This window comes from Thermolongibacillus altinsuensis, from assembly GCF_004341205.1.
Classification (GTDB): domain Bacteria; phylum Bacillota; class Bacilli; order Bacillales; family Anoxybacillaceae; genus Thermolongibacillus; species Thermolongibacillus altinsuensis.
The window spans coordinates 219,705-242,171 of sequence record NZ_SLUL01000001.1 but is presented as its reverse complement, the minus strand read 5'-3'; the positions used below and the strand labels follow the sequence as shown (position 1 = coordinate 242,171).

Below are 22,467 nucleotides of genomic sequence, written 5' to 3'. Positions count from 1 at the left end.
TAAGAAGTCCGTTTACTACCTATAAATAGTGGGACAACCATGGAAATATTCCACAAAAACAAAAAGAACATCTTGCTTGAAGATGTTCTGACGTTTTTAATAAAAGGAAAAGCGTTTCCTTTTTGCTTTGTAAGACTTGATCCCAGTTTTTATACTAAAAATGAGAAGAACAAACCGCTTAAAAATCGATCACTCCGAATATCCATAATCGAAAATAGAGGTAATAATAAAAAAGAAAGGGGTGTATTCATGGAAAAAATAAAAGAACTTGCTCAGCTCATTCAAAATGCAAAAAACATTACCATTTTCACCGGAGCAGGAATGAGTACTGAATCGGGAATTCCGGATTTCAGAAGCAAAAATGGGATTTATTCGCAAGAAGAAAACGTAGAGCATTATCTATCAGAATACTACTTTCATAAAAACCCGAAAGATTTTTGGGCAAAATTTAAACGAATTTTTTCTTTGAAATTAATGGGGAATTTTGAACCAAACAAAGGGCATCTATTTTTAAAAGAATTAGAAGATATGGGGAAAAACGTAACGATTTTAACGCAGAATATTGATGGATTACACCATAAAGCAGGAAACTCGAACATTATTGAATTGCACGGAACTCTTCAAACCGCTACATGCCCAAAATGCAAAACAAAATACGATTTAACATTTATTAACGCACACGATCTTCCAAGATGCCATAAAACAAACGAAAAGGGAGAAATTTGCAATTTTATTCTGAAACCGGATGTGGTGCTGTTTGGCGGTATGGTTCAACGTTTCGACGAAGCGTTAAATAAAGCTTTCAACAGCGATCTTTTTATTGCAATGGGAACAAGTCTGGAAGTATCTCCTGTTAACCAAATTCCTGTTTATTTATCTTATGAAGCTCCGAAAGTCAAAAAAGCCATTATTAATAAAACCCCAACCAAAATGGATCATTTATTCGATCTTGTGATTCATGAAGGAATAGGAGCTACCGTCACAAAAATCAATCAATACTTTCATAAAAAGTAAACAAGCAGTAGATTCATCTTTTCTAATTTTGCCGCTTCCTTTATAATGAGTATAATGAGCCATAAGGGAGGTGACAAAATGGAACAAAACACAATAGTGAAAGAAATTTTAAAAGCATTGGATCTTCATGCAACCCAACTTCGCGCACAAATGGTTGAAATCGAAACAAAGATGCAAGAGATGAATGATCGATTGGAAGCAAAGCTACAAGAGATGAATGATCGATTGGAAGCAAGAATCGACCGGCTAGAGAATGAGATGAACGAACGATTCAACCGACTAGAAACAAAAGTAGACAACTTGCGCACCGAACTAACAGAAACGCAAGAAACGGTCGACTTTCTTTCAAGCAAAACCATTCAGCATGAGCGAAAAATCCGCGAGCTATACCGGCAGCAGTAAGCCACTTTTCATCCCCTCATCAGCTGCCTTTTCGTTTCTCTTTCCCCAGCGATGAAAATCACCCACAAAATAGGCAAGCCACCATTCATACATAGGCTTGCCTTCTTTCCATCTATATCATCTCTCCATCGTGTTTGAAATTCTTCACCTTTTGGCTATTCGTATTGAAATTGCTGTAACATCATGGATCCTGGATCAAAGGGAATTGATCCAGGATATTTGATCACACTTCTACTGTTTTTCCTTCCTCGACAATGTGATACATGAGATGAGCCAGGTGGTGAATAGGTCCATATTCCTCTTCTTCTTCATTGATTTCATCACTAAATTCTAAATCGTTTAAATATAACGCAGCGAATTCGTAAAAATCTTTTAATTCAAAGGAATAGCAAGCGATTGGGTCTTCGTTGTCCTCTTCATATTGAAGCATAAGATACGATTCAGTCCCATTCGCATCTTCCGCATCAAAAAACACAAAATAACCCATATCCGTGTCCAAATCAAACAAATGTCTTGTTCCGCCTTCTGTTGCCTTATGGTAATCGTCCGCATTTAACTTCTGAACCGTGATGCCTTCCATCTGATCTTCGCTATGAAAATTCACTGTAAACGATTTCATCACAACACCTCCAAGTTATGTCTACTTCTATAATGACCGTATATGGGAAAACTTAAACGGAAAAATTTTGTTTGCGATCATCCTCATCGCTTTCGTTATGTAAGACTTTCCAACAAACTTACTTAACCGGTAACCATTTTAGTTCCTGAAGAACGACAGAAAGAAGGAGCGCAATAATGAACGAAATCATCCATATTTTTGGCTGAACTTTTACCGACGATATATTCAACCATTGGAAAATAAATTTGCTTCCTGTAAAAAATGCTGCAATGATTAGAGCAATAACAAGCGATTGAGACATTGGTGAATGAATATATAAATCAACATAATATTCAATTGTTCTACCAAACAATAATGTAAATAGTAGAAAGCTGAAAAATTTAACATGTTCACCGAGCCACCTCTAAGCGAAGTATAGGTGGGAGATGAATCGGTAATTTTTTCTTCCAAAAATCGAACATATGTGCTATAATACTTTCATTACAAATTTGATGAAAGAAGGAATCTCTATGCTCCGTGGGAAAAAGTGTCCTTTCGTGCATCGAAAACGGATCTCAAGCGGCTCTATGCCTGCAATCGTGAGTCCGCTCTTGTTTGGAATGAGTGCCTCCGATTAGCGAAGGAATCCTTCCTTCAGTATGGCCGATGGATCTCGAAAAGCGAACTGCAAAAACAAACAAAAGGAAAGTTCCATCTTCACAGCCAGTCCATCCAAGCTGTATGCCACAAATATGTCTTCGCTCAATAATCCGCTCAAAAAGCCATCTAACAAGGACTTCGCCAGGCTCGTTATCCCTACAGGAAAAAGAAGCACTTCAACACAAAATGGGCGAAAGACGGTTTCAAAGTGTATGAAAATGGAAAAATCGAACTGTCGATGGGCATCCATAATGGAAAGAGAGAAAAACCTATCATCGCCTATGCTTCGAATTTACCTCAAGGAATGATCAAAGAAATCGAATGTTGTTACGATAACGGTTGGTATTTGGCCGTCACTTATGAAGATGGCCAGGAAGCGAAAGCCTATCAACCGGGTCATATGGTCGGTGTGGATCTAGGCGAAATTCATACGATGGGGGCGTTTTGTGAAAACGGCCAAGCCCTTCTCATCACCGGAAGAAAAGTGCGCTCTCTTCATCGGCTGCGGAATAAAAAACTCGCCGAGATTCAGCGCCGTCCATCCAAGTGTCAAAAAGGTTCCCGTCAATGGAAGAAGTACGAGCGGGCGAAACGGTATGTCTTATCGAAATCAGAGCGACAGCTGCGGGATGCGCTTCATAAAACAACGAAGCAGTTTGTCGACTGGTGCCTCGCTCAATCTGGATCGGATGTATACATTGGAAAAGTCGAGGGAGTCCAGCGAAACACCAGAAAGAAAAAGCGAGCCAACCGGAAACAAGCGCAAAAGATCTCGAATTGGTCGTTCGGGAAAGTCAAGCAATATCTTGCGTACAAATTGGCGCAGCACGGCATTCGCCTGAAGGAAGTAGAGGAAACGTATACAAGATAGACTCACCTGTCTGCCAGAAGAGAAGAAAAGTGTCCACCCGAATCTTTGCTTGTTCCTGTGGATACGAAGAACATCGGGATGTTCATGGGGCCCGAAACATCTTAAGCAAGGCGGTGCATCAAAAAATCATTCCTTGGAAGGTACCGACGAAGCTGACGTATCTACGGATTGCGTAAGCAAGAAGTAGTAGATGGGTTGTTCCGTCCCATCGGTGGAAAGCCGATGTTGCTTACTCATCGATCGAAAAGGCTTCCGATGAGTTCATCGAGCAGGAGAAGACAGCCTTCTTCTGCGTTGAAGCTTCTTCGATGGAGTTGGTAAGAAACTCCCGCCTCTCAACAACGTGTAGGTGGGAGAGGTTCATTTGTATCGATGATGTTTTGCTTATGCGTCCGTTTGACCCGATATAAAATAAGCATTTCTGAATATAGGATGTATTCTAGAGCTGAGTCACTTTACTACCTAACTTCTAATAGATCCATTGAATGGCTGAACGGATAAGGACTCCCTTGAGAGCCCCTATCCCCTAGAGCACTTTATATTCTTTAATTAATAAATACCCGTGGTGCTAGATAAGATAAAATCAGACAAGCATAAAAATAGCCCTTGCATGAGGATCTCCTTAAAATGAAAGTGCGACCAAACATTTAAAAGGAGAATTCACATGCAAGAGCACTTTTATTTTACAACAAATCGAGCCAAACTTCAAAAACAATATGCAGCGATTTTGTCTTTTGTATCGGCTCAACTATCGAGTATCCAGATTCATCTTCAACGTCGAAATCGTCATTTGTTGAAACAGGAAGACGAGGTCATCATCACCGTCCATGTCCTCGGAAAATTGTTGGGCTTCACTTCCGAACGGGCTTGGCATCGGTTTGTGATCGGGAATTTGTTCCCTAAGGCCTTGTTCCCTGAGCGTTCTCACTGCCGAGCGCTTGGCTTTGCGATCAAGTGGGTACGACACCAGCTGGCCAAGCGCGGGCAACACCATGCGTATGCGGTCGTGGACAGCTTGCCGATCGAGCTGTGTCATTCAGCCCGAATGTATCGCGTCACGTATAACCTAGGTGACAAAGGGTATATCAGCCAAAAGCTGCAAAAGAAGCTGTACGAAGAGCATCGAGTCGCTTTTTGGACGACTGTTCGAAAAAATCAGCGAATTCGCCAATCGGACGCATGGAAACATTGGATGAAACGAAAACGCAAAGTGGTTGAAACCGTGTTTTCGATTTTAGTCGATCCGTATCGGATCACCGAGATTCGAGCTAACTCGGTTTCCGGATTTGAAACGGCACTGGATGGTATTTTACTGGCTTACTCGCTTGTTGTTCTTGGGCTAGTTGAGCGTTAAGACTCAACTAGCACCACGGGTGTTTTATATTTATTTTGTAACCAGTTAAAGATTACATATCCTCAACCTCTATTAAAAAAATTTTTTCCTTAAATCCCCCTCGCTTTTCCGCTTTTTGTGCACGAACTTCTTCTAATTTCTCGAGCGACACCCCATGATATTCTGCTAAAGCATAAATAACTTCCAGCACATCTGCCAATTCCTCAATCGTTGCTTCATCATCTTTCACAGACATGTATTCTTCTAATTCTTCAAATACTTTTTTCTCAATTCACGAACGTATTCATCTTCATGTAAAATTCGAATCTTACATAACTTCCCACTAGACTTAATGATTTCTGGAATACGGTCACGGACGAGTTTGTTATATACTTTCACTATTTTTCACTCCAGATTACCACTAATTTGGACTCCATTGATGTTCAAAACCATTAACAATTGAATAATGATACAGATCTTGCAGTTTCTCTGGTCGATAAAATTTAAATTCCTTTATTATTACCTCTTCATTTGATTCAGCAAGCTGTTCGTTTCGGTCAATTAGAGAATTTAAAAATACTTGTTTAGCTATTCGATCTCGTTTCGAAAGATTACAACTTCGACACGCTAACACTAAATTCCATAAATGATCCGTTTGCACAAAACTCCAAGGAATGAAATGGTCTACATGAGCTACCGTTCGTCCATCTAACGTTTTTCCGCAATAAAAACATGTTTTTTCTCCAAAGGAAATGAGTATATTATAAAACCCATCAAGCGAAGACCTTTTAGACACATTTTCTACCTTCATTAACATATGCACTGTATTTTCCGCTTTGTTATACTTTTCTAAAAACAAAGCAAGATGATAATTCGTCAAATATGTAAGGACCTTTTGATGCTTTAGCATAAATTTGTAGACGGCTTCATTCATTCTCATATACTCTTTTTTTAAATCAAACTCATAAATAACTCCTTTTGAATCTCCATACAGAGCTCCAATCACATATTTATTTCCTTCCTTTTTTACCTGCTGAACAAGCTTTAGCTGCAGATCATGAGGCAGTTTATCGAACTTGAAATCATTTGGAATTCGGTGTTCTTTTTGAAAATTCATTAAAACTTTTTCAACCGCTGAATTCATCGATGAGCTATTGCTCTGTTTTAATTGATGATGCACCACTAGATTCCAATAAATTTTCGTGAACGACTCAAATAACTGATAATAATTGACCTCTAAATTTTCGTTTACGTTATACAAGTTTTCGATTAGTGATTTAATAAGGCCAAATTTATAAGTCATTGTATTTTTGGATTTTGGCGAAAAGAACGTATTGAACATTTGCCAAATTTGTTGTTCATTTAAATACTGTTCTTTAATTTCTCCGATTTTTAGGTTCCAGCTCATCTTTAACACCCTATAAGTAATTATAGAAGAAGCTTAAGAGCTGCTTCTCTTATTAATTGGTTATTAAAACCAACTCTCTCCTTCTTTTGGGTCTAATGGTTCTAATAAATATTCGCCATAATCAGTATGTTCTTCACCCTTGTCACAATAAAACCATGCTATATCATCATCGATTCTTACTTTTAGTTTTGTTCCACACTCATCACATACAAGGTTTTCTTTTTCTACTTTTTCTTCAAAAATTTTAACTAAACATTCCTCACAAACTTTTTCGATGTGATTAATTCTTAAATCTCCTGTTTCTAATAATTCAACACCTGAACGATTGCACTTTACACACTTTTCCATAAATAATCCCCCCTAAACACCATATACACAAGTTATTATAGATGCAGAAGGAAAAAGTTGTCGATGGTTGTGATCTATGATAAATTAAATAGAGTAACATATTACGTACGTAATAGGAGAGGATTACATATATGGATTATAATTTTACGTACAACTTCCCAGCCGTCCGAGGTATTCAAGCAAATCGTGAATATTACGTAGCCATGTGCCCTTTAAAGCTAATACCAAAAATTTTTTTATTCGACGAGGAAGAAATCCCCGCCGAATTCCGTGCTCAACGTTTGCTAAATAAGCATAGAATTCCTGAAATAACCAGGTACATTTTGGAGAATCCGAATGACTATGTCTTCTCTTCTATTACTGCTTCGGTAGATGGTGAAATGCATTTCATTCCTTTTGATGAAACGACTAACAAAAATATCGGTAAACTTGTTATTAATATGGATGCTCGTTTTTTAATTAACGATGGTCAACACCGTAGAGCAGCTATTGAAGAAGCAATTAGTATAAATCCCGATCTTGGAAACGAAACAATTTCAGTCGTATTCTTCCACGATCAAGGTTTGAAAAGAAGTCAGCAGTTATTTGCGGATCTAAATAAACATGCTGTGAACTCTACAAAGTCTATCGGGATCTTGTACGATTGGCGTGATGAGCTATCGATTATTACGAAAGAAATCATTCAATCAAATGATCTATTAAGAACCTTAACAGATATGGAGAATTCTTCCCTATCCAAATTTAGTCCAAAAATATTTACACTTAGTGCAATTTATTCTACTAATAAACGTTTAGTAAACTTAAAGAAGGGCTCTACGATTTCGGAAGAGACAAAGGAATTTCTTAAGCAATTTTGGATTACTTTAACAAGCAGTATTCAAGAATGGAATCTTGTGTTAAATAAACAAATAACTGCGCATGAATTGCGTACTAATTATTTGTGTTCGTATGGAATCACTCTTGAAGCAATCGGTATGATTGGCTACGAGCTCTACATAAGCAACAAAAAAGATTGGATAAATATACTTAAAAAACTTGGTAAAATTGATTGGAGTCGTTCCAACACTTCACTTTGGTTGCATCGGGCGTATAATAGAAATGGTCGAATTAACAAGAACCAACAATCAATTAAGTTAACAAAAAATCAAATTAAGCTTCAGTTAGGATTGCCGTTAACCGAAGAAGAACAACAATTAGAACAGGAATTTTTAACAAAGGAGTTTCAAAAATGGCGCTAAATTATTTTGCCAAGCATAAAAAAGAGGATTTATATAGAAGTGTTCAAGAAGTTTATAAATCTGATGATCGTCCATGGGTCGTCGGGTTTAGCGGCGGGAAAGACTCTACCGCTGTCGTGCAAATTGTGTTCTATGCACTATCCTCAATGAGCAAGGGGGATCTAACAAAACCTGTATACATTATTTCATCTGATACAATGGTAGAAAACCCAAAAGTACTAAAACATATCGACGAACAATTGTTGAAAATGAAAAAAGCAGCTAAAGAATTAGGATTACCTATTCATGTCGAGAAAGTCATGCCCGATATAAAAAATACGTTTTGGGTTAATTTAATTGGCAGAGGCTACCCTGCACCAAGACAAAAATTTCGCTGGTGTACGGATCGTTTAAAGATTGATCCAGCAAATGCATTTATTTTAAATAAAGTATCTGAATTTGGTGAAACAGTTGTTGTTCTTGGCGTACGTAAATCAGAAAGCTCAACACGCGCACAAGTAATGAATACTCATAAAATTGAGGGAAAAGTTTTACGCAGACATACTAAACTACCAAATTCATATGTTTATGCTCCAATTGAAGACTTTTCATTAGATGATGTTTGGACTTATCTCATGCAAATTCCAAATCCTTGGGGAGCAGATAACAGTGATTTGCTAGCCCTATATCAAGATAGTCAAGGGGAATGTCCACTTGTCATTGACCAGTCAACCCCTTCTTGCGGTAATAGTCGCTTTGGCTGCTGGGTATGTACAGTTGTTCAAGAAGATAAATCTTTGAAAGGATTTATCGAATCTGGTGATGAATGGTTAATCCCTCTGCTTCGCTTTAGAAATTGGCTTTTAGAAAATCGCGATAACCCAGATTATCGGGAAAAGAAACGGATGAACGGATCCGTTTACTTAGTTGGAGATGATGAGAACAAACGGAAAGGTTTAGGACCATATACACTTGAACATCGCAAGGAAATTCTTAAAGAACTATTAAAAACGGAAAAAGAGTTACAACATCCTGACCATCCGAAATATGAATTAATTACCTTAGAAGAATTAAAAGAAATTCGCCGAATCTGGTTTGATAAAGGTGATTGGGAAGATTCCGTTTTAACTATTTACGAAGAAGTATACGGAACACGTCCAGACTGGGATATTGAACAAAGCAAGTTTTTAGAAAGCGAAGATATTAAAACATTAAAACGCCTCTGTGACGAAGAAGAAGTAGAATTTGAATTAATTCAAAAGTTAATTAATTTGGAATTTGAGCATTACGGTTATAAACACCGTTATGGCATCCTAAAGGATATAAACCGAATTCTCAACGAAGAATGGCTACATTTTGATAAGTTAAAAGGTGAAAAATATGCAGATCAATAAACTTGTAATTAACAACTTTGGTATTTATTACGGACGTAATGAATTCTCATTTGGCAGCAAAAAAGGTCGAAGTAATATTATTCTAATTGGTGGTGAAAACGGATCTGGTAAAACCACATTTTTATCTGCTATTAAACTTGCAATCTACGGTCCATTATTTCTTGGATACAAATCAGTAAACACAAAATATATGGACTATATTAAAGACAAAATAAACCTTTATGCACTGGCTGAAGGAACTAACGAAGCAAGTATCGAAATTCAGTTTACTATTCGAAATCATGGAGAACCTGAACATTATAAAATTATTAGGCAATGGAAGCTCATTAATGAGTCTGTAAAAGAATATGCACAAATCTTTAAGGGAGATCTTATTCTTAACGAAAGAGAAACAGAAGAATTTTATCACTTCTTAAGACGTTATTTACCGCCAAGTTTATTTGACTTTTTCTTCTTTGATGGGGAAAAAGTTCAACAATATGTTCTTGACCCACGTTTCGAATCAAACGTAAAAGAAGCATTTATGACTCTCTTTAACTTAGACCTTTTTGACATTCTTAAAGAAGACTTATTAAAATACTTAAAACAAGAAAATATTTTTGCTAATTTAACTGAAGAACAGAGACAATATACACAAATTGAACACGATCTTCGTAATCAAGAAAATATAATAAACCGTTTAGAAACTAGAATTGCCGAATTAAAAGAAAAGTTAAAAGATACTCAAGTAAAAATTCAAGAACTCGAACGTGAATTTTCTAATCAAGGCGGTATTATGGCCCGTGAACGCGAAGAATTAAACAATAAAATTTTCGCAATGGAACAAGAAAAGAAACAAATCTCTGAAAAAATTAAAGAAATTGCAGCAAATCTTTTACCATTTGTCATTACACAAAAACTTGTTCAAAAAGTCGTTACACAAATAGAAAATGAAGAACGAGTGCAAAGATATGAAACATTAAAGGAAGAACTCGGAAACGAAACCCTTCCACATGTATTAAAAAGCTTATCTCATAAATTTCATATCACTGACCAAAGCGGAAATGAGGCGACTTCTTCTTTTATTGCTGAAATAAACAAACGTTTGTTTGATTTACTGAAACCAATAGGTGTCAATTTAGATAAATTTAAAATAATTCATGAAATGACAAAAGAGCAAAAACATGCTATGCACGAGTTATTCAAACAAGTGCAAAAATTTGATGGAAAAGAGATTAACAACTACTTCGCTCGAATGGAACAACTCACAAACGAGATTTATAATGCTAAAAAACAAATTGAACATAACTTAAAAGACGATGTGTTAAAAGATATTGTTAACAAACTTAACGAACAAACCCGTATTCACGAACAAATTAAATACGAAATTGAAGCCAATGAAGCTAAACTTGTGGAAGCAAGAAAGTTTTATAATGAACTTATGATTCAAAAAGAAAAGGCTGCAAAACGTGTGTACCAAGCTCAAAAAGATGGTAACATTTTTGAGTTATGCCAAAAACTAAACCGGGTATTATCAAAATACCAAGAAATACAAATTAATAAATACCTTGGAACTGTTGAAACATATTTCTTACAAATGTTTAACTCATTAATGAGAAAAGGACAATTTTTAAACTCTTTTAAAATCGATCCGCATACTTTCGAATTAACGATGTTAAATCATGCAAATAGCCCTGTATTTAAACATTCTCTCTCTGCTGGAGAAACACAAATTTTCTTTTTATCGTTGTTATGGGCTTTGTTAAAAGCATCGAAACAACAAATTCCATTAGTGTTAGATACCCTATTTGGTCGTCTTGACCATACACACAAGGAAAATCTTATTAAAAAATATTTACCAGTCGCAGGTGAGCAAATCATCATTCTCTCAACAAATACTGAGATTGATGAACATTACTACAACAAAATTAAACCTTATATTCAACAAGAATTTTTACTAAATTTCAATCGCGATACAAACCGTGTAGATATAAGCAACAACTATTTCTTTCAAAAGGTGATGAATTAACAAATGCAGTTTCGTCTTAAAACATCGAAAGAAACAATGGAAATTTTAAAACAAATGCAAACGAACACGAACTTAACACCAAATATTCTTGCACGTTTAGCTATTTCTCTTTCTTTACTACTTGACGAACCAATTGAACAATTTGAATCTGATACAAATGGTTTAGAATTCAACCGTAACACCCTAACCGGTACACAAGATTTTGCATACAAAGCAATAATTGCCCAACAGCTTGGTCGGGCAATTACGGATGAAGAGTATTTCCCTATCCTTATCAAAAAACATTTAGATCGCGGTGCGAAGTTACTGGAAAACGAATACAAATACGCGGGTAATTATGAAAAATTCATTAAGAGTTTAGCTAATTTTGAAATGGAGATGGTACGGTGATCTATTTAGATAATAGCGCTACAACTCCAATTGATCCCGAAGTAAGTAAAGCCATGTGGCCTTATTTAACCGAAGAGTACGGAAATCCTTCAAGCAAATACTACACATTAGCAGAAAATGCAAAAAAGGCAGTTGAAGAAGCGAGAAGCCATGTTGCCTCCCTTCTCTCCTGCCAACCAGATGAAATTATTTTTACAAGCTGTGCAACTGAAAGCAATAATTTTGTGTTAAAAGGCATCGTCCACTACTACAAAAATAAAGGGAAACATATTATTACTTCTAAAATTGAACATAAGTCAATACTGGAAACATGCAAATTTTTAGAAAGTGAAGGCTACGAAGTAACATACTTAGATGTCGATCAATATGGTCAAGTCCAACTAGAGACACTTAAAAATGCGATCCGTGAAGATACAATATTAGTGTCGATTATGTGGGGGAATAATGAGATCGGTACACTTAACAACATTGAAGAACTAGCAAAATATGTGAAAGAACATCATCCACATGTATTTTTTCATACTGATGCCACACAAGTATTAGGAAAAATCGAAGTTGATTTATCGAAAGTACCCGTTGATTTCCTTTCATTATCTGCGCATAAAATGTATGGACCAAAAGGGATTGGTGCATGCTTCATTCGTAAACGTGAGTTAGGATTGCGAACAAAAATAACTCCTCTTCTCCACGGTGGAAATCAAGAAGATGGTTACCGTTCTGGTACTTTAAGCGTCCATAATATCGTCGGTCTTGGAAAAGCTGCAGAAATTGCAAAAGCCAATTTAAAAGAACATCAAACCAAATTATTAGAACTCGAAAAACAGTTAGTTTCAGCACTAAAAGAAAATTTTCCAAACATAAAATTTAATGGTCACCCTAAACAAAAAATTCCTGGAGTTATTAACTTTACAATACCAGGAATCAACAATGAGTTAATCATTCGAAGTCTTAAAGATGAATTTGCCATTTCCACCGGTTCAGCTTGTTCAATCAATGAGCCGTCTTATGTATTGAGTGCGATTGGTTTAAATGTGATGGAAGTAAAAAGTTCGTTTAGAGTATCACTTAATAAATATATAGATTATAATGAAATAAATAACTTTTGTATAAATTTCAAGAAAACTGTTGAGAATTTAATGATTTAAGATTTAGCATTAGATTGTTACAGATAAAGGAAGCTTTATGCTACAGCTTCCTTTTTGTTTGGATACTGTTAAAATCCTTTTCCTATTAGAAAGTTAGAAAGGATTCTAATTTAATTGAATTTTCCTATTTAAATAAACGTGAATACCTCAACTCATTGATAATTTCATTGACATAAAACATATCCGGCTCGTTCTTATTCGCTCTGGCTCTGATCTGAAAATTTGGATTTTCAGGATCTAGTTTGTTGAATAATATCAATCCTATATCATTTATTCTACAAAGCGCATCTATTCGCCGAATATCTTCTTCCGGAGAATCATCAGGAAGAACTAAATAAGTTTTATGACTAAATAGTTTATATGAGCAGGCTTGCCCGAATCCTGTAATTAACTGATTAGTATCAATTTTTATCTCTGCAGAAACAATTTCAGTTGGAAGCGGTATTATCGATCTATATTCACGAATTCCAATTACATCTGGCGTTCCCCATTTTTTCCTCAGAATATTTCCACCTAATGAGATGGCTTTACTACACTCCTCGATTTCATTTTCGAGCCATTCAGCAAAGGCATCGTAAAAATATTCTTCTTTTATTTTTTGTTCCCCAGCTATACCTTTATTATCATCAAACTCATTAGTACCCGAAATATAGTTAATATGCTTAAAATACCCTCTATCAATTTTTTTAACTTGATCTGTGAATTGCTCTAATTTTGGGATAACATTCTTTATATTGCTTTCGTGAATATCCGGACATTTATTTTCTATTGACTTTTTTATTTGAGAATATCTTAATCCCTCTGGGTGTTGCGTTAGAAGTTTTATAATTTCTTCGACAACACGACTTTGGTTTGTTTTTCTATTATTCAAATATCCACACCTCTACAATTAAAATATTCTAATATTTTTATTGAACTATGTATGTAAGGGCTACTAACGTTGAGTTAAGTAGCCCTTAAAATTATTATTATTTCCCATGTTTTTGTACCAAATACAGCAAATAACTATCAGCGTTTGAGAGTTCATTCATCTCTTGTTCCATAATTTCAAGCCCTTGCTCAACACAGCTGAGAATAAGCTTGTCCAATTTCGTTTCATCAATTTGTGTTTGTACCTTATCGATAATTAAATGTTTAACTAATAACGCTTCATCACCTTTTGCGATAACACTAGTCGGGAACTCAAAGTTTGAATGTTCCCTTTTGATTTCTTGAATTGTTTCTGATTCCGTTAAACCTTTGGCAAATGCTAGTCGAAGCACCTCTGGGCGTTCCATTTCTAACTCAGTCATTGCCCGCTCGAGAATTTGATACCCTTTTTTTGATAATTTTACGCCAGCCATGGATTTGTCACCTTCTCAAAGAAGTAACCTTCTTCAATTTTTGTATACTTTTCTTGTTCATCAAAAGTTAATAAGTATGATTTTTCAATAAATGGAGCTAACTCCTCGTAGAAATCTTTAGTAATTTCAGTATCCGTTGATAAAATAATGACTTGATCGCTTAATTTAGTAAAGTAATGATGTACAAGATTAGCCCTATGAATACTGTCTAGACGAGCAAGCGGTGTATCAATTACAAATGGAATTTGTGTTCCAGATACTTTCGTAAGTGCCCAAATCATCGCAAGAGCAATTAACTGCTTTTCCCCCTCTGAACGTGACATTAAATCGATTTCTTTTCCTTCTTGGTTATAAATTGTCAACGTAAATTTTTCTGGGTGGAACGTCACTTCGCCAAACTCGTTCTTACGGAACATTTGCTCTATGATCGTTTCTACCTCTAATTTCAGTTGCCTTGCTTTTAACAATGTCACTTGGTCAATGAATTCTTGCGTAGCATCGCGGAGTCGATTGATTAAACTGATTTTTTCTTCGATTGGACCAAGTTCACTTTTAACTCGCTCTTTTTCGGTAATTTCTCGTTGGATTCGAGCGTGTTCATCACGCAGTTGGCGAATAAGCGTAAATAATTGTTTTCTTCTTGCACGAAGTTCCCCCAATTGCTGATTGCATTCTTTAATTTTTTCATCGATTTCTGATGTATCAATTTCATCAGGTGCATCATCTAATTGTGCTTGATACTTTCGTAACATCTCTTCTGCCTTTTGCATTTCTTCTATAATTGGCTTAATATTTCTTGACTTCGCCTCAGGATAATTGGCAAGCGTTTGATAATCTTTGTTTGATAGATCATGAATTACTTTAACTTCTTCTTTAAGAACGTTTCTCTGGATGTTATTTAATTGCGCCCAAATTTCTTTGCCTTTTAATTTCAACTGTATTTTTTGTTTTTCTGTTAATGGCGGGTCAACAGTTATATCTAAAAGCTTAACAATAAAATTATCATATGGAGTAAATTTTAACTCCTCGCGATATTTGGCTTCTAAATATTCCTTTTCTCTTTTAATGTTTTGCTTTAACTTACGAATCGCTGGCAATAAAACAAGTTGTTGTAAGTCTTTTTCCTTAAATTTTTTGAAAAAGCTTTTGTATTGTTTTAGTTTCTCTTCATATTCTCCAATCCAACGGCTAAGCTGTTGCTTTGTTGCACTAGAATGAGAAATGATCTGTCTGCGTTCACGTTGTAACTCTGATTCTTTTTCACTTAAAATTGCCACTTGTTCATTTACTTGATTTTCTTCTTCTTCGTATTGATCTAATTTTTCATTAATTTCCTCTAGACGATCTAATAAAGCTTCGATATCCGCATCTTTTACTTGTTTTCGTAAGTCTCGTGTTAATTCATTTGAGATGTGATCCAGGTCTTTTAATAATTGATTGTATAGCTCTAATGATACAACCTTCTGAATCGCATGGATTGTTTCAGCACGGTCCTGTTCACCAACTAAATCACGAATTTTCTCAGCATCAAAAATAAAAAATTGTGATACATCCATTGGAATGCGTTGGTCAATAAAATCATAAAAGGCTTGTTCAGTTGTAACAATTTCTCTAACCCTTTGTAAATCCTCATTTAATTCATATACTCTGCGCGTTTCTGTGAGTTGTGTATGGTTAAAGGTGACTTCAATGGCATATGTACCAGTTTCATCGGTGAAAGCTAATTCCACAGAACCTTCATTTCCGCCCTCAGCAATATGTTTTTTATTTACCGCATTTCTCATTAACTCAGCATATTCTTTCGGTTTGAATTTTCTTCGCCCATAAAAGCAAATAAAAATAGAATTTATTAAAGATGTTTTTCCATGACCGTTTAATCCACCAATTAGAACAATATTTTTTTTATGTATTGAAAAATCTTTTTTGTTTTTATCCCTAAAATAAAGAATCTGTTCACCATAGTAAGGTCGATAATTTTTAAACTTAATATATTCAAATATCATCTATTTCCCTCCTTCCACCCATTCATTAATTTTATTTTTAATGTCTCTGTAAATCCCTGTTCTTCTTTCCATATTACGATCTGCGTATTCTTTTTCTATTTTGAATAGTTCTTTAAAATAAAATGGCTTGAGTTGATATTTTTCACATAATTCTTCAATAATTTTTTCTTCTTCCTTATGCATTTTTCTTCACCATCCAATATATTATACTGAATCATATTGTCTAGTTCTATTGTAGTATTATACTATAAAAGTTGGTAGAAACTTAATATATAGGTGGGATTAAACTTGAAAATATTGTGCTCTCCAAATACCGAAGACATTGAAACATGGCTAAAAAAACACATTGACATTACTAAAAAGAGAAAAATTTTACATATCGTACCTACACTCATCTTATATCGCAGAAGATTACAATCTTATAAATCAACAGTTCCAAATGAATTCTACGGTCTTAAGTTAAAAGAAATTGAACAAAAGCTTCGCCAAAAATATGTTGATTTATATGAAATGGATCAATTTTTACAAGAACTTATCATAAAAAGTAATTTAACAGTTCTCTCAAAAAGAGAATCTTCTATTATTGTTGAACGGATTTTACAACAAAATGAGACCACAAATAATTTAGCTTGGAAATCATCTATTCAAGAAATTACCGATTGTTTTTTAATGCTTTCACAAACAGGATTAAATATTCAAGAAATTCGTAATTTGGATCAAACTCCTTCTTGGCAAACCATTTGTGATTTATATGAAACATATCTAAACGAACTTATTAAACAAAATGTTTTAGATTTTGGCCAAGCATCTATAAAGCTTCTTCAAGAACATGACTTTAGAGATTTTGAAATGCTAATACTAGACGGAGCCTTTTTACCAATCTTATCAAAACATCACTTACTTATTGACCGTTTTAACGCTTTAAACAAACCAATAGTTTGTTTTCTTCCAGTTGATCTAGACGTAAAAGATCATCCAGCTTTTGAAGCAATAAAAACAACATATCAAAATTATGTTGCTTTCTCTAAATGGCAGTCCATCAAATCTGAAGAGAAAAAACATAATGTTGTGGAAAAGTTATCAAGCTCCATTTTTCACTCTAAAATTGATGAAGTTGATGATCTTTCTGTACAAATCGTTCGTTTTACTTCCGCAGAAGAAGAATTGGATAGAATTGTTGAACGTGCTGCGCAGTTAATTCACCACAAAATGACGACAGCTAATAAAATTGCGATCGTTACACCTAATCCAATGGAATTAAGACCGATTGTTCGAGAATTATCAGAAATATATGGCCTTGTAGTGGAAGCACCGGATAGACCGCTTATTCAATTACCTCATGGAAGAGGGATTAATAATCTTTTCAAAATTTATACAGATGATCGGCTTGAAGCATTCAATATTGATCATATTTTTGATGTTAATATTTTCACCGAATTATTACATTCAAAGCTTATAAAAAATTCCGAATCATTAATTGAACCTTTTGAGAAATTAAAAGTATTTTTTGAAGATTGCCAATCATTCGCCGATTGGTATTTTACAATTGAACAACTCATAAATGCCAAAGAACAATTAACAGAAAATTTTAGTTATCATCCTCTATTTTATATCGATAAACAAACTTTGATTCACTTAAAAGAAACAATTGAGATAATTGAAAAAGTTAGTTCTGATCTAATCTCTGACAAAGAAACTACTTTCCAAGATCATATGACTCATATGATTTCGTATATCAAAAATTCGCCGTTTATTAATGATTTAGATTCGGAAATCGAAAGCCGTTTGTTAAAAATCACTAATCAATTATCTTTACATCGGCAATTAACAATTAATCGAGTTGAATTTGCTAGAAGAATTCATGCCATTTTAACTGATAAAGGATTTGAATTGGAAGAAAACATACAAAAACAATTGGATAAAATACTAGTAACAGGTCCAAACAACATTGAGTTCCAAGAGTACGATTATATTTTTCTTGCACGCTTTACACAAAATATGTATCCTGATGTGGTTAATTATAAGTGGCCTATCACGTCTACTATTGAGAGAAAAATATTAAATCAAACAACTAAACAACATTTCCCTAATGATACATCCTTAATTCACTACTATCTTGACCGTTCTATGTATTATTTTTACATTGTACTGAATGCAGCCAAGAAAAATTTAACTATTACGTATTCTAAATTCGAAAATGGTATAGAGTTAACCCCATCCCACTATTTAAATGATATTGCAGAAACTTTTGGCATTGAGGAAAGTGAAAACTCAAAAGAAACCATTGAAGATCTACTTATAAAAGCGGGACTTCTATTCGAAGGAAGCATTATACCTCATAATATTAAGATATCTCAAAAATTACCACAAATAAAACCATTAGATGAAAATGAAATAATCACTATAGAGGACATAGCAATTTATGAATTTTGCCCGAGAAGATTTTATTATGAGAAAACACTATCTCATGAACGTGTGTATTCTACAATATTTCATATACAAAATTTTGCTATTTCATGTTTACATGAAGAAGCTATTACAAAACTTGTGGAAAAATTTCCGACTATTTCTGCAGATGACTTAAATCGAATTGAACGTACAATCCCCACTATTATTGATGAAGCAGAATCAAAGATTAAAGTGTTTTTCCCAATCGGCCAACGGTTTTGGGAAGACGTCAAAATTAAAACAAAAGTGCATTTATTGAACCTAATTGAGCGAATTTTATCGCAAACTGATCATAAATATGCAAATTTATCATTGAAAACGCAGAGTCATCAAATAAAAATTGGCCCTTATACTTTCTATGGAGAAAGACAATTACAAGTCAATTACCCTACGTCTACACACTATTACGCAATTAAAAATATGAAAAAGATCTTATCGTTTCATACTAACGAACATTGGGACGAACAAAAAAGGTTAAAAGAAATAAAAAACAATTATTTTAATTTGCTAAGCAACTTTTGCCGAAAAGAATCTGTTGCAGAAAGTTCGTTACATTATTATGCTGAAAAAATTGCCTTAAGTGATTTTCCGAAAAGGACTGGAGCCCATTGCAACTATTGCGTATTTCAAAATGCTTGTAGAGAAAAGGAGATTCACGAAAATGAGGTTGACTGATGAGCAGAAGGCAGTCATTAATGAAAATAGTAAAAAAATTTTAGTCAAAGCTGGTGCAGGTACAGGAAAAACAGAAATTCTCACTCGCAGAATTATACGATTAATTGAAGATGACCCAACATTATCTATTAGAGATATGGCGATTATTACCTTTACGAATAAAGCAACCGAAGAGCTTCAATCCCGATTAAAAAGATTGTTTTATCGAAAGTGGAAAAACTGCACTTCAATAGCAGAAAAAAAAAGATTTCGCTATGAATTAGAATCTTTAAATTCATGCCAAATATCAACAATTCACAAATTTTGCCGAGCGATTTTAGATGAAATTGGTCCATATTACAGTAAAGACGTTCTATTCAGTCCCAATTTTCAAATAAAGCCAGATTCTCATAAAAAGGCAATAGACGATGTTTTTGAAATTTGGATCCAGCAAAAGAAAGAACAACAGAAATCTATTGAACATTTAAATATTATGCCCATTCATAAATTTAAAGAAGTGGTTTCCAATGCTTACGAGTTGCTTCGTACCAAGGGACTTGATATTGCTAAAGTAATTAAACAGACAAGACGTTATGCCAATTTAGAAGATCCAATTCAAAGAAAATTAAAGATAGAATTAATTGAGCTAATCGAGCAAGTTTATGAATACCACTTAAAGCTTAAATATCACTCTCTAGATATTGATGATTTACTTGAATACTGTTATAAAATTCTCAAGGAGAATCCAAATATATTAGAAAGGGTAAAAAATAAATATCGCCATATATTTATTGATGAATTTCAAGACACCTCTTTGTATCAAGCACAAATGATTCAATTGATATGTGACGACTCAGAGAATGCACCTTCCCTATTTGTTGTTGGTGACCTAAAACAATCGATATACGAATTTAGGGGAGCAGATACGGATTCATATAGCAAAATTGAGAAGTGGATCAAGGAAAAAGGTGTTGTTTTATCCCTTTCCACAAACTGGCGCTCCGAACCTGATCTTGTGGTATTTGTAAATAAAATATTTGATAATATTAAAGAAAATAAAAAATATGTTTTCTATCACGATCCTTTAAAACCTCGAAAAAATAAAACTAAATTGGATTTTTCCAAAATTTCTGAATGGATTTTATGTAACGGTGAAGAATCTCAAGCAAAAAAAGTAGCTGAGTGGCTTAAAAATGAACTAAAACATAAGGACGCCAACAATTTTTGCTTACTCTTTCGAAAGAATTTTGAAATGAGATCATTCATTGAGGAATTCACTAAACAAGGTATCCAGTTTCGCGTAGTTGGTAGTGGCGATTTTTTCAATCAAAAAGAAATTATCGATTCATTAAAAATCATTCAATATTTAAAGAGCCCTTACCTAAAACAATATTTCGTAGAAGCAATTAATACAATTTTTATCGATAAGGAAACTGATTTACAAAATCTTTATGAAAAAATTCATAGTCATTTAGACACGTTTACACCCGCTCAAACGCTCGACTTTATTTATAAATTTACTAAAATACGCGAGCGCAGCTCCACACAAGTATATGCAAACTTAATCAAATTAAAACAATTAGCTCGCAAACTAAGCTTTAATGAAAATATAACATTGTATCAATTTGCTGAATGGCTTTCAGCAATGGTTCAAGCAGGTAAAGATGAACCGCAAGCTGATGTTCCTAAACAGGAATCTAATAACTATGTAACTTTCATGACAATTCATAAAGCGAAAGGGCTAGAGTTTCCAGTTGTCATCTTACCAAATTTAGATCAAAGTATTAGTCAACAAGCTTTAAATCCTGAAATACTATATCATCGGGATAAAGGTACGCTTGAATTTTCTTATGAAAAATATTACTCCCAAGCAGGATGGAGAATCCTATCTAGAGGGTATGATGAAGCAGTTTCATTAAACCAGTACCATACTTATTCGGAAGAGTTGCGTGTTTTATATGTCGCTTTGACAAGAGCGAAAGAAAAATTAGTTTTTGTAGGTAATGAGCGATGCCCTAAAGATAAAATTTGCTACCAGAATTGGATAAGAATCGATTAGCTGGATGCTAATCGATTCTTTAATTTTTCTGTTAAAAACGATTTTTTATTTGAGGTAAGAACAATATTGGTTTGTTTTTGCTGATAGTTTTCAATTAAACGTTTCAATTCCTGATAATCTTCACCGCCGCGAATCGTGTTAATATCAAGTACAAATAAATAATCAAATTTTATACTATAATTTACCTGTTTTATATCTGTAATATTGATCGAAAATGACTGATTTGATGGGTAAAGATTACGACTTTTTAATAAATCTTTAATAAATTGTTTAAGCGTCCCCACTCTGAGAGAGCGATTTACTGGAAAAACAATTCCTATCGTCCTCGCTGCCTCTAAACGAATTAGATGATTAATTTTATTAATAACAAAATAGATTTCATCGACATAGTTATCAAATGAAATATATTCGACCTTAAAGTTAGAAATTTCTTCATCTTGTCCATAAAAGTATGAACGTGTATTTTCATTAACAGTAAAAGTAAAATTTGGATAAATGCATTTCTTTACAAGATTTGCTTCTCTTTCAGTCAATCCTTCTGAAATAAATAATAATTCAGTTAATCTAGAAATACGTTCTCCTAAATGTGACGTTATATCTTCCTTAGAAAATATCTGTTCTTTTGGAATTATACGGTCAATCTTTAGTTCACTAATATCATCTAAAGATAAATTTGGAAAAACACAAGCTGATAATACAGGTATTTTTAACTTTCCTTGATACTTACCATTTTCCTCTAGCAACTCGTTTTCTTGTGATAGTAATGTTATCAATTCATTTCGATATTCAATAGCTTGTTTTAGTGGCGATTTAACACTTATGACCCTATTCTTCTTCTTTATTTTCCAAAAATCAGGGTTAACTTCTTGTATAATTGATTTTGTGTAATCTTTTACCTCTAGAATGATAATTCCTTGATATTCATGAAATAAAATTAAATCAGGTTGCTTACCTAAAATGACTGGCTCATAATAAATAGTCCATAAAACTTCTAATGTCTCTTCCAGTGTCTCAACGATCCGTCTTTCCCCATTGGTTCGAAATGTTGGATTTTTAGGAATGACTTTTGCCATTTCACATTACACCCATTTGAGTTTTTTACTATTTTATCACATTGTTTAGTAACTAGCACCACACTCATCCACACAAAATTCCCTCATGTGTAAAAATCC

Annotated in this window: 20 protein-coding genes and 1 pseudogene; 12 read left to right on the top strand and 9 right to left on the bottom strand. The window is 34.1% G+C overall.

The features are described 5' to 3' along the window. Window positions 1–249 precede the first annotated feature (249 nt). Both EDD69_RS01310 and EDD69_RS01305 read left to right on the top strand, forming a co-directional pair. On the top strand, window positions 250–1,014 hold the full coding sequence (locus EDD69_RS01310; protein WP_132947224.1) for an NAD-dependent protein deacylase: 765 nt from the start codon (window positions 250–252) through the stop codon (window positions 1,012–1,014). Window positions 1,015–1,092: 78 nt separating this feature from the next. Beyond that, complete coding sequence (locus tag EDD69_RS01305; protein WP_132947158.1) at window positions 1,093–1,416, top strand: hypothetical protein; 324 nt, start codon at window positions 1,093–1,095, stop codon at window positions 1,414–1,416. Between the two features lie 223 nt (window positions 1,417–1,639). Here EDD69_RS01305 and EDD69_RS01300 read toward each other — a convergent pair whose 3' ends face one another. Further along, window positions 1,640–2,035 carry a cytosolic protein gene (locus EDD69_RS01300; protein ID WP_132947157.1) on the bottom strand — a complete coding sequence of 132 codons (396 nt, stop codon included), beginning with the start codon at window positions 2,033–2,035 and terminating at the stop codon, window positions 1,640–1,642. An 847-nt stretch (window positions 2,036–2,882) separates the two neighbouring features. Here EDD69_RS01300 and EDD69_RS15475 point away from each other — a divergent pair. The 3 genes from EDD69_RS15475 to EDD69_RS01290 all read left to right on the top strand — a co-directional run bounded on the left by EDD69_RS15475 (window position 2,883) and on the right by EDD69_RS01290 (window position 4,899). After that, window positions 2,883–3,545 carry an RNA-guided endonuclease TnpB family protein gene (locus tag EDD69_RS15475; protein WP_243643006.1) on the top strand — a complete coding sequence of 221 codons (663 nt, stop codon included), beginning with the start codon at window positions 2,883–2,885 and terminating at the stop codon, window positions 3,543–3,545. Window positions 3,546–3,574: 29 nt separating this feature from the next. Then, complete coding sequence (locus EDD69_RS15470) at window positions 3,575–3,721, top strand: zinc ribbon domain-containing protein (protein ID WP_243643005.1); 147 nt, start codon at window positions 3,575–3,577, stop codon at window positions 3,719–3,721. Between the two features lie 488 nt (window positions 3,722–4,209). Beyond that, complete coding sequence (locus EDD69_RS01290) at window positions 4,210–4,899, top strand: transposase (RefSeq protein ID WP_132947156.1); 690 nt, start codon at window positions 4,210–4,212, stop codon at window positions 4,897–4,899. 52 nt (window positions 4,900–4,951) lie between these two features. Here EDD69_RS01290 and EDD69_RS01285 read toward each other — a convergent pair. The 3 genes and pseudogenes from EDD69_RS01285 to EDD69_RS01275 form a co-directional block, all read right to left on the bottom strand. Next, window positions 4,952–5,277: pseudogene (locus EDD69_RS01285) on the bottom strand (pyrophosphohydrolase domain-containing protein). A 22-nt stretch (window positions 5,278–5,299) separates the two neighbouring features. Continuing rightward, window positions 5,300–6,286 carry an HNH endonuclease gene (locus tag EDD69_RS01280; protein ID WP_132947155.1) on the bottom strand — a complete coding sequence of 329 codons (987 nt, stop codon included), beginning with the start codon at window positions 6,284–6,286 and terminating at the stop codon, window positions 5,300–5,302. Window positions 6,287–6,349: 63 nt separating this feature from the next. Further along, on the bottom strand, window positions 6,350–6,634 hold the full coding sequence (locus tag EDD69_RS01275; protein WP_132947154.1) for a hypothetical protein: 285 nt from the start codon (window positions 6,632–6,634) through the stop codon (window positions 6,350–6,352). Between the two features lie 131 nt (window positions 6,635–6,765). On the opposite strand from EDD69_RS01275, the gene dndB reads away from it, so the two are divergent. The 5 genes from dndB to dndA are packed head-to-tail and all read left to right on the top strand — an operon-like array spanning window position 6,766 to window position 12,788. Further along, window positions 6,766–7,872, top strand: a complete 1,107-nt coding sequence (gene dndB / locus EDD69_RS01270) for a DNA sulfur modification protein DndB (protein WP_132947153.1) — start codon at window positions 6,766–6,768, stop codon at window positions 7,870–7,872. Beyond that, window positions 7,863–9,245 (top strand): DNA phosphorothioation system sulfurtransferase DndC, encoded by a 1,383-nt coding sequence (gene dndC / locus EDD69_RS01265; RefSeq protein ID WP_132947152.1) that lies wholly within the window; start codon window positions 7,863–7,865, stop codon window positions 9,243–9,245. Before dndB ends, dndC begins: the two co-directional genes overlap by 10 nt. Beyond that, a complete protein-coding gene (dndD, locus tag EDD69_RS01260; protein ID WP_424565318.1) occupies window positions 9,223–11,253 on the top strand; it encodes a DNA sulfur modification protein DndD in 2,031 nt (676 codons plus the stop codon). Before dndC ends, dndD (EDD69_RS01260) begins: the two co-directional genes overlap by 23 nt. Window positions 11,254–11,256: 3 nt before the next feature. Next, window positions 11,257–11,643: a DndE family protein gene (locus tag EDD69_RS01255; protein ID WP_132947150.1), complete on the top strand. Its 387-nt coding sequence runs from the start codon at window positions 11,257–11,259 to the stop codon at window positions 11,641–11,643. After that, the gene (dndA, locus tag EDD69_RS01250; RefSeq protein ID WP_132947149.1) at window positions 11,640–12,788 is read left to right on the top strand and encodes a cysteine desulfurase DndA; all 1,149 of its coding nucleotides are present in this window, start codon (window positions 11,640–11,642) and stop codon (window positions 12,786–12,788) included. The genes EDD69_RS01255 and dndA overlap by 4 nt, the downstream gene beginning before the upstream one ends. A gap of 124 nt (window positions 12,789–12,912) precedes the next feature. Here the strand turns inward: dndA and EDD69_RS01245 are convergent, their stop codons facing one another. The 4 genes from EDD69_RS01245 to EDD69_RS01230 all read right to left on the bottom strand — a co-directional run bounded on the left by EDD69_RS01245 (window position 12,913) and on the right by EDD69_RS01230 (window position 16,317). After that, window positions 12,913–13,659, bottom strand: coding sequence for a Rok-like winged helix domain-containing protein (locus EDD69_RS01245; RefSeq protein WP_132947148.1), 747 nt, complete (start codon window positions 13,657–13,659; stop codon window positions 12,913–12,915). Window positions 13,660–13,756: 97 nt separating this feature from the next. After that, the gene (locus EDD69_RS01240; RefSeq protein ID WP_043905169.1) at window positions 13,757–14,131 is read right to left on the bottom strand and encodes a DndE family protein; all 375 of its coding nucleotides are present in this window, start codon (window positions 14,129–14,131) and stop codon (window positions 13,757–13,759) included. Next, the gene (gene dndD / locus EDD69_RS01235) at window positions 14,119–16,134 is read right to left on the bottom strand and encodes a DNA sulfur modification protein DndD (RefSeq protein WP_132947147.1); all 2,016 of its coding nucleotides are present in this window, start codon (window positions 16,132–16,134) and stop codon (window positions 14,119–14,121) included. Before dndD (EDD69_RS01235) ends, EDD69_RS01240 begins: the two co-directional genes overlap by 13 nt. After that, the gene (locus EDD69_RS01230) at window positions 16,135–16,317 is read right to left on the bottom strand and encodes a DNA modification system-associated small protein (protein WP_132947146.1); all 183 of its coding nucleotides are present in this window, start codon (window positions 16,315–16,317) and stop codon (window positions 16,135–16,137) included. Window positions 16,318–16,422: 105 nt separating this feature from the next. Here EDD69_RS01230 and EDD69_RS01225 point away from each other — a divergent pair, with 105 nt between their 5' ends. Further along, on the top strand, window positions 16,423–19,257 hold the full coding sequence (locus EDD69_RS01225) for a PD-(D/E)XK nuclease family protein (RefSeq protein ID WP_132947145.1): 2,835 nt from the start codon (window positions 16,423–16,425) through the stop codon (window positions 19,255–19,257). Beyond that, entirely contained in the window at window positions 19,244–21,295 is a 2,052-nt protein-coding gene (locus EDD69_RS01220; RefSeq protein ID WP_132947144.1) for a UvrD-helicase domain-containing protein, read from the top strand. Before EDD69_RS01225 ends, EDD69_RS01220 begins: the two co-directional genes overlap by 14 nt. Here EDD69_RS01220 and EDD69_RS01215 read toward each other — a convergent pair. Further along, window positions 21,292–22,368, bottom strand: coding sequence for a nuclease-related domain-containing protein (locus tag EDD69_RS01215; RefSeq protein WP_132947143.1), 1,077 nt, complete (start codon window positions 22,366–22,368; stop codon window positions 21,292–21,294). The two genes, EDD69_RS01220 and EDD69_RS01215, sit on opposite strands and share 4 nt — an antisense overlap. Window positions 22,369–22,467: the final 99 nt, after the last annotated feature.

Bases quoted from the DNA above. Each gene is read 5' to 3' on its own strand.
- EDD69_RS01310 (WP_132947224.1), top strand. From the start codon at position 250: ATGGAAAAAATAAAAGAACTTGCTCAGCTCATTCAAAATGCAAAAAAC.
- EDD69_RS01305 (WP_132947158.1), top strand. From the start codon at position 1,093: ATGGAACAAAACACAATAGTGAAAGAAATTTTAAAAGCATTGGATCTT.
- EDD69_RS01300 (WP_132947157.1), bottom strand. From the start codon at position 2,035: ATGAAATCGTTTACAGTGAATTTTCATAGCGAAGATCAGATGGAAGGC.
- EDD69_RS01290 (WP_132947156.1), top strand. From the start codon at position 4,210: ATGCAAGAGCACTTTTATTTTACAACAAATCGAGCCAAACTTCAAAAA.
- EDD69_RS01280 (WP_132947155.1), bottom strand. From the start codon at position 6,286: ATGAGCTGGAACCTAAAAATCGGAGAAATTAAAGAACAGTATTTAAAT.
- EDD69_RS01275 (WP_132947154.1), bottom strand. From the start codon at position 6,634: ATGGAAAAGTGTGTAAAGTGCAATCGTTCAGGTGTTGAATTATTAGAA.
- dndB (WP_132947153.1), top strand. From the start codon at position 6,766: ATGGATTATAATTTTACGTACAACTTCCCAGCCGTCCGAGGTATTCAA.
- dndC (WP_132947152.1), top strand. From the start codon at position 7,863: ATGGCGCTAAATTATTTTGCCAAGCATAAAAAAGAGGATTTATATAGA.
- EDD69_RS01255 (WP_132947150.1), top strand. From the start codon at position 11,257: ATGCAGTTTCGTCTTAAAACATCGAAAGAAACAATGGAAATTTTAAAA.
- EDD69_RS01240 (WP_043905169.1), bottom strand. From the start codon at position 14,131: ATGGCTGGCGTAAAATTATCAAAAAAAGGGTATCAAATTCTCGAGCGG.
- dndD (WP_132947147.1), bottom strand. From the start codon at position 16,134: ATGATATTTGAATATATTAAGTTTAAAAATTATCGACCTTACTATGGT.
- EDD69_RS01230 (WP_132947146.1), bottom strand. From the start codon at position 16,317: ATGCATAAGGAAGAAGAAAAAATTATTGAAGAATTATGTGAAAAATAT.
- EDD69_RS01220 (WP_132947144.1), top strand. From the start codon at position 19,244: ATGAGGTTGACTGATGAGCAGAAGGCAGTCATTAATGAAAATAGTAAA.
- EDD69_RS01215 (WP_132947143.1), bottom strand. From the start codon at position 22,368: ATGGCAAAAGTCATTCCTAAAAATCCAACATTTCGAACCAATGGGGAA.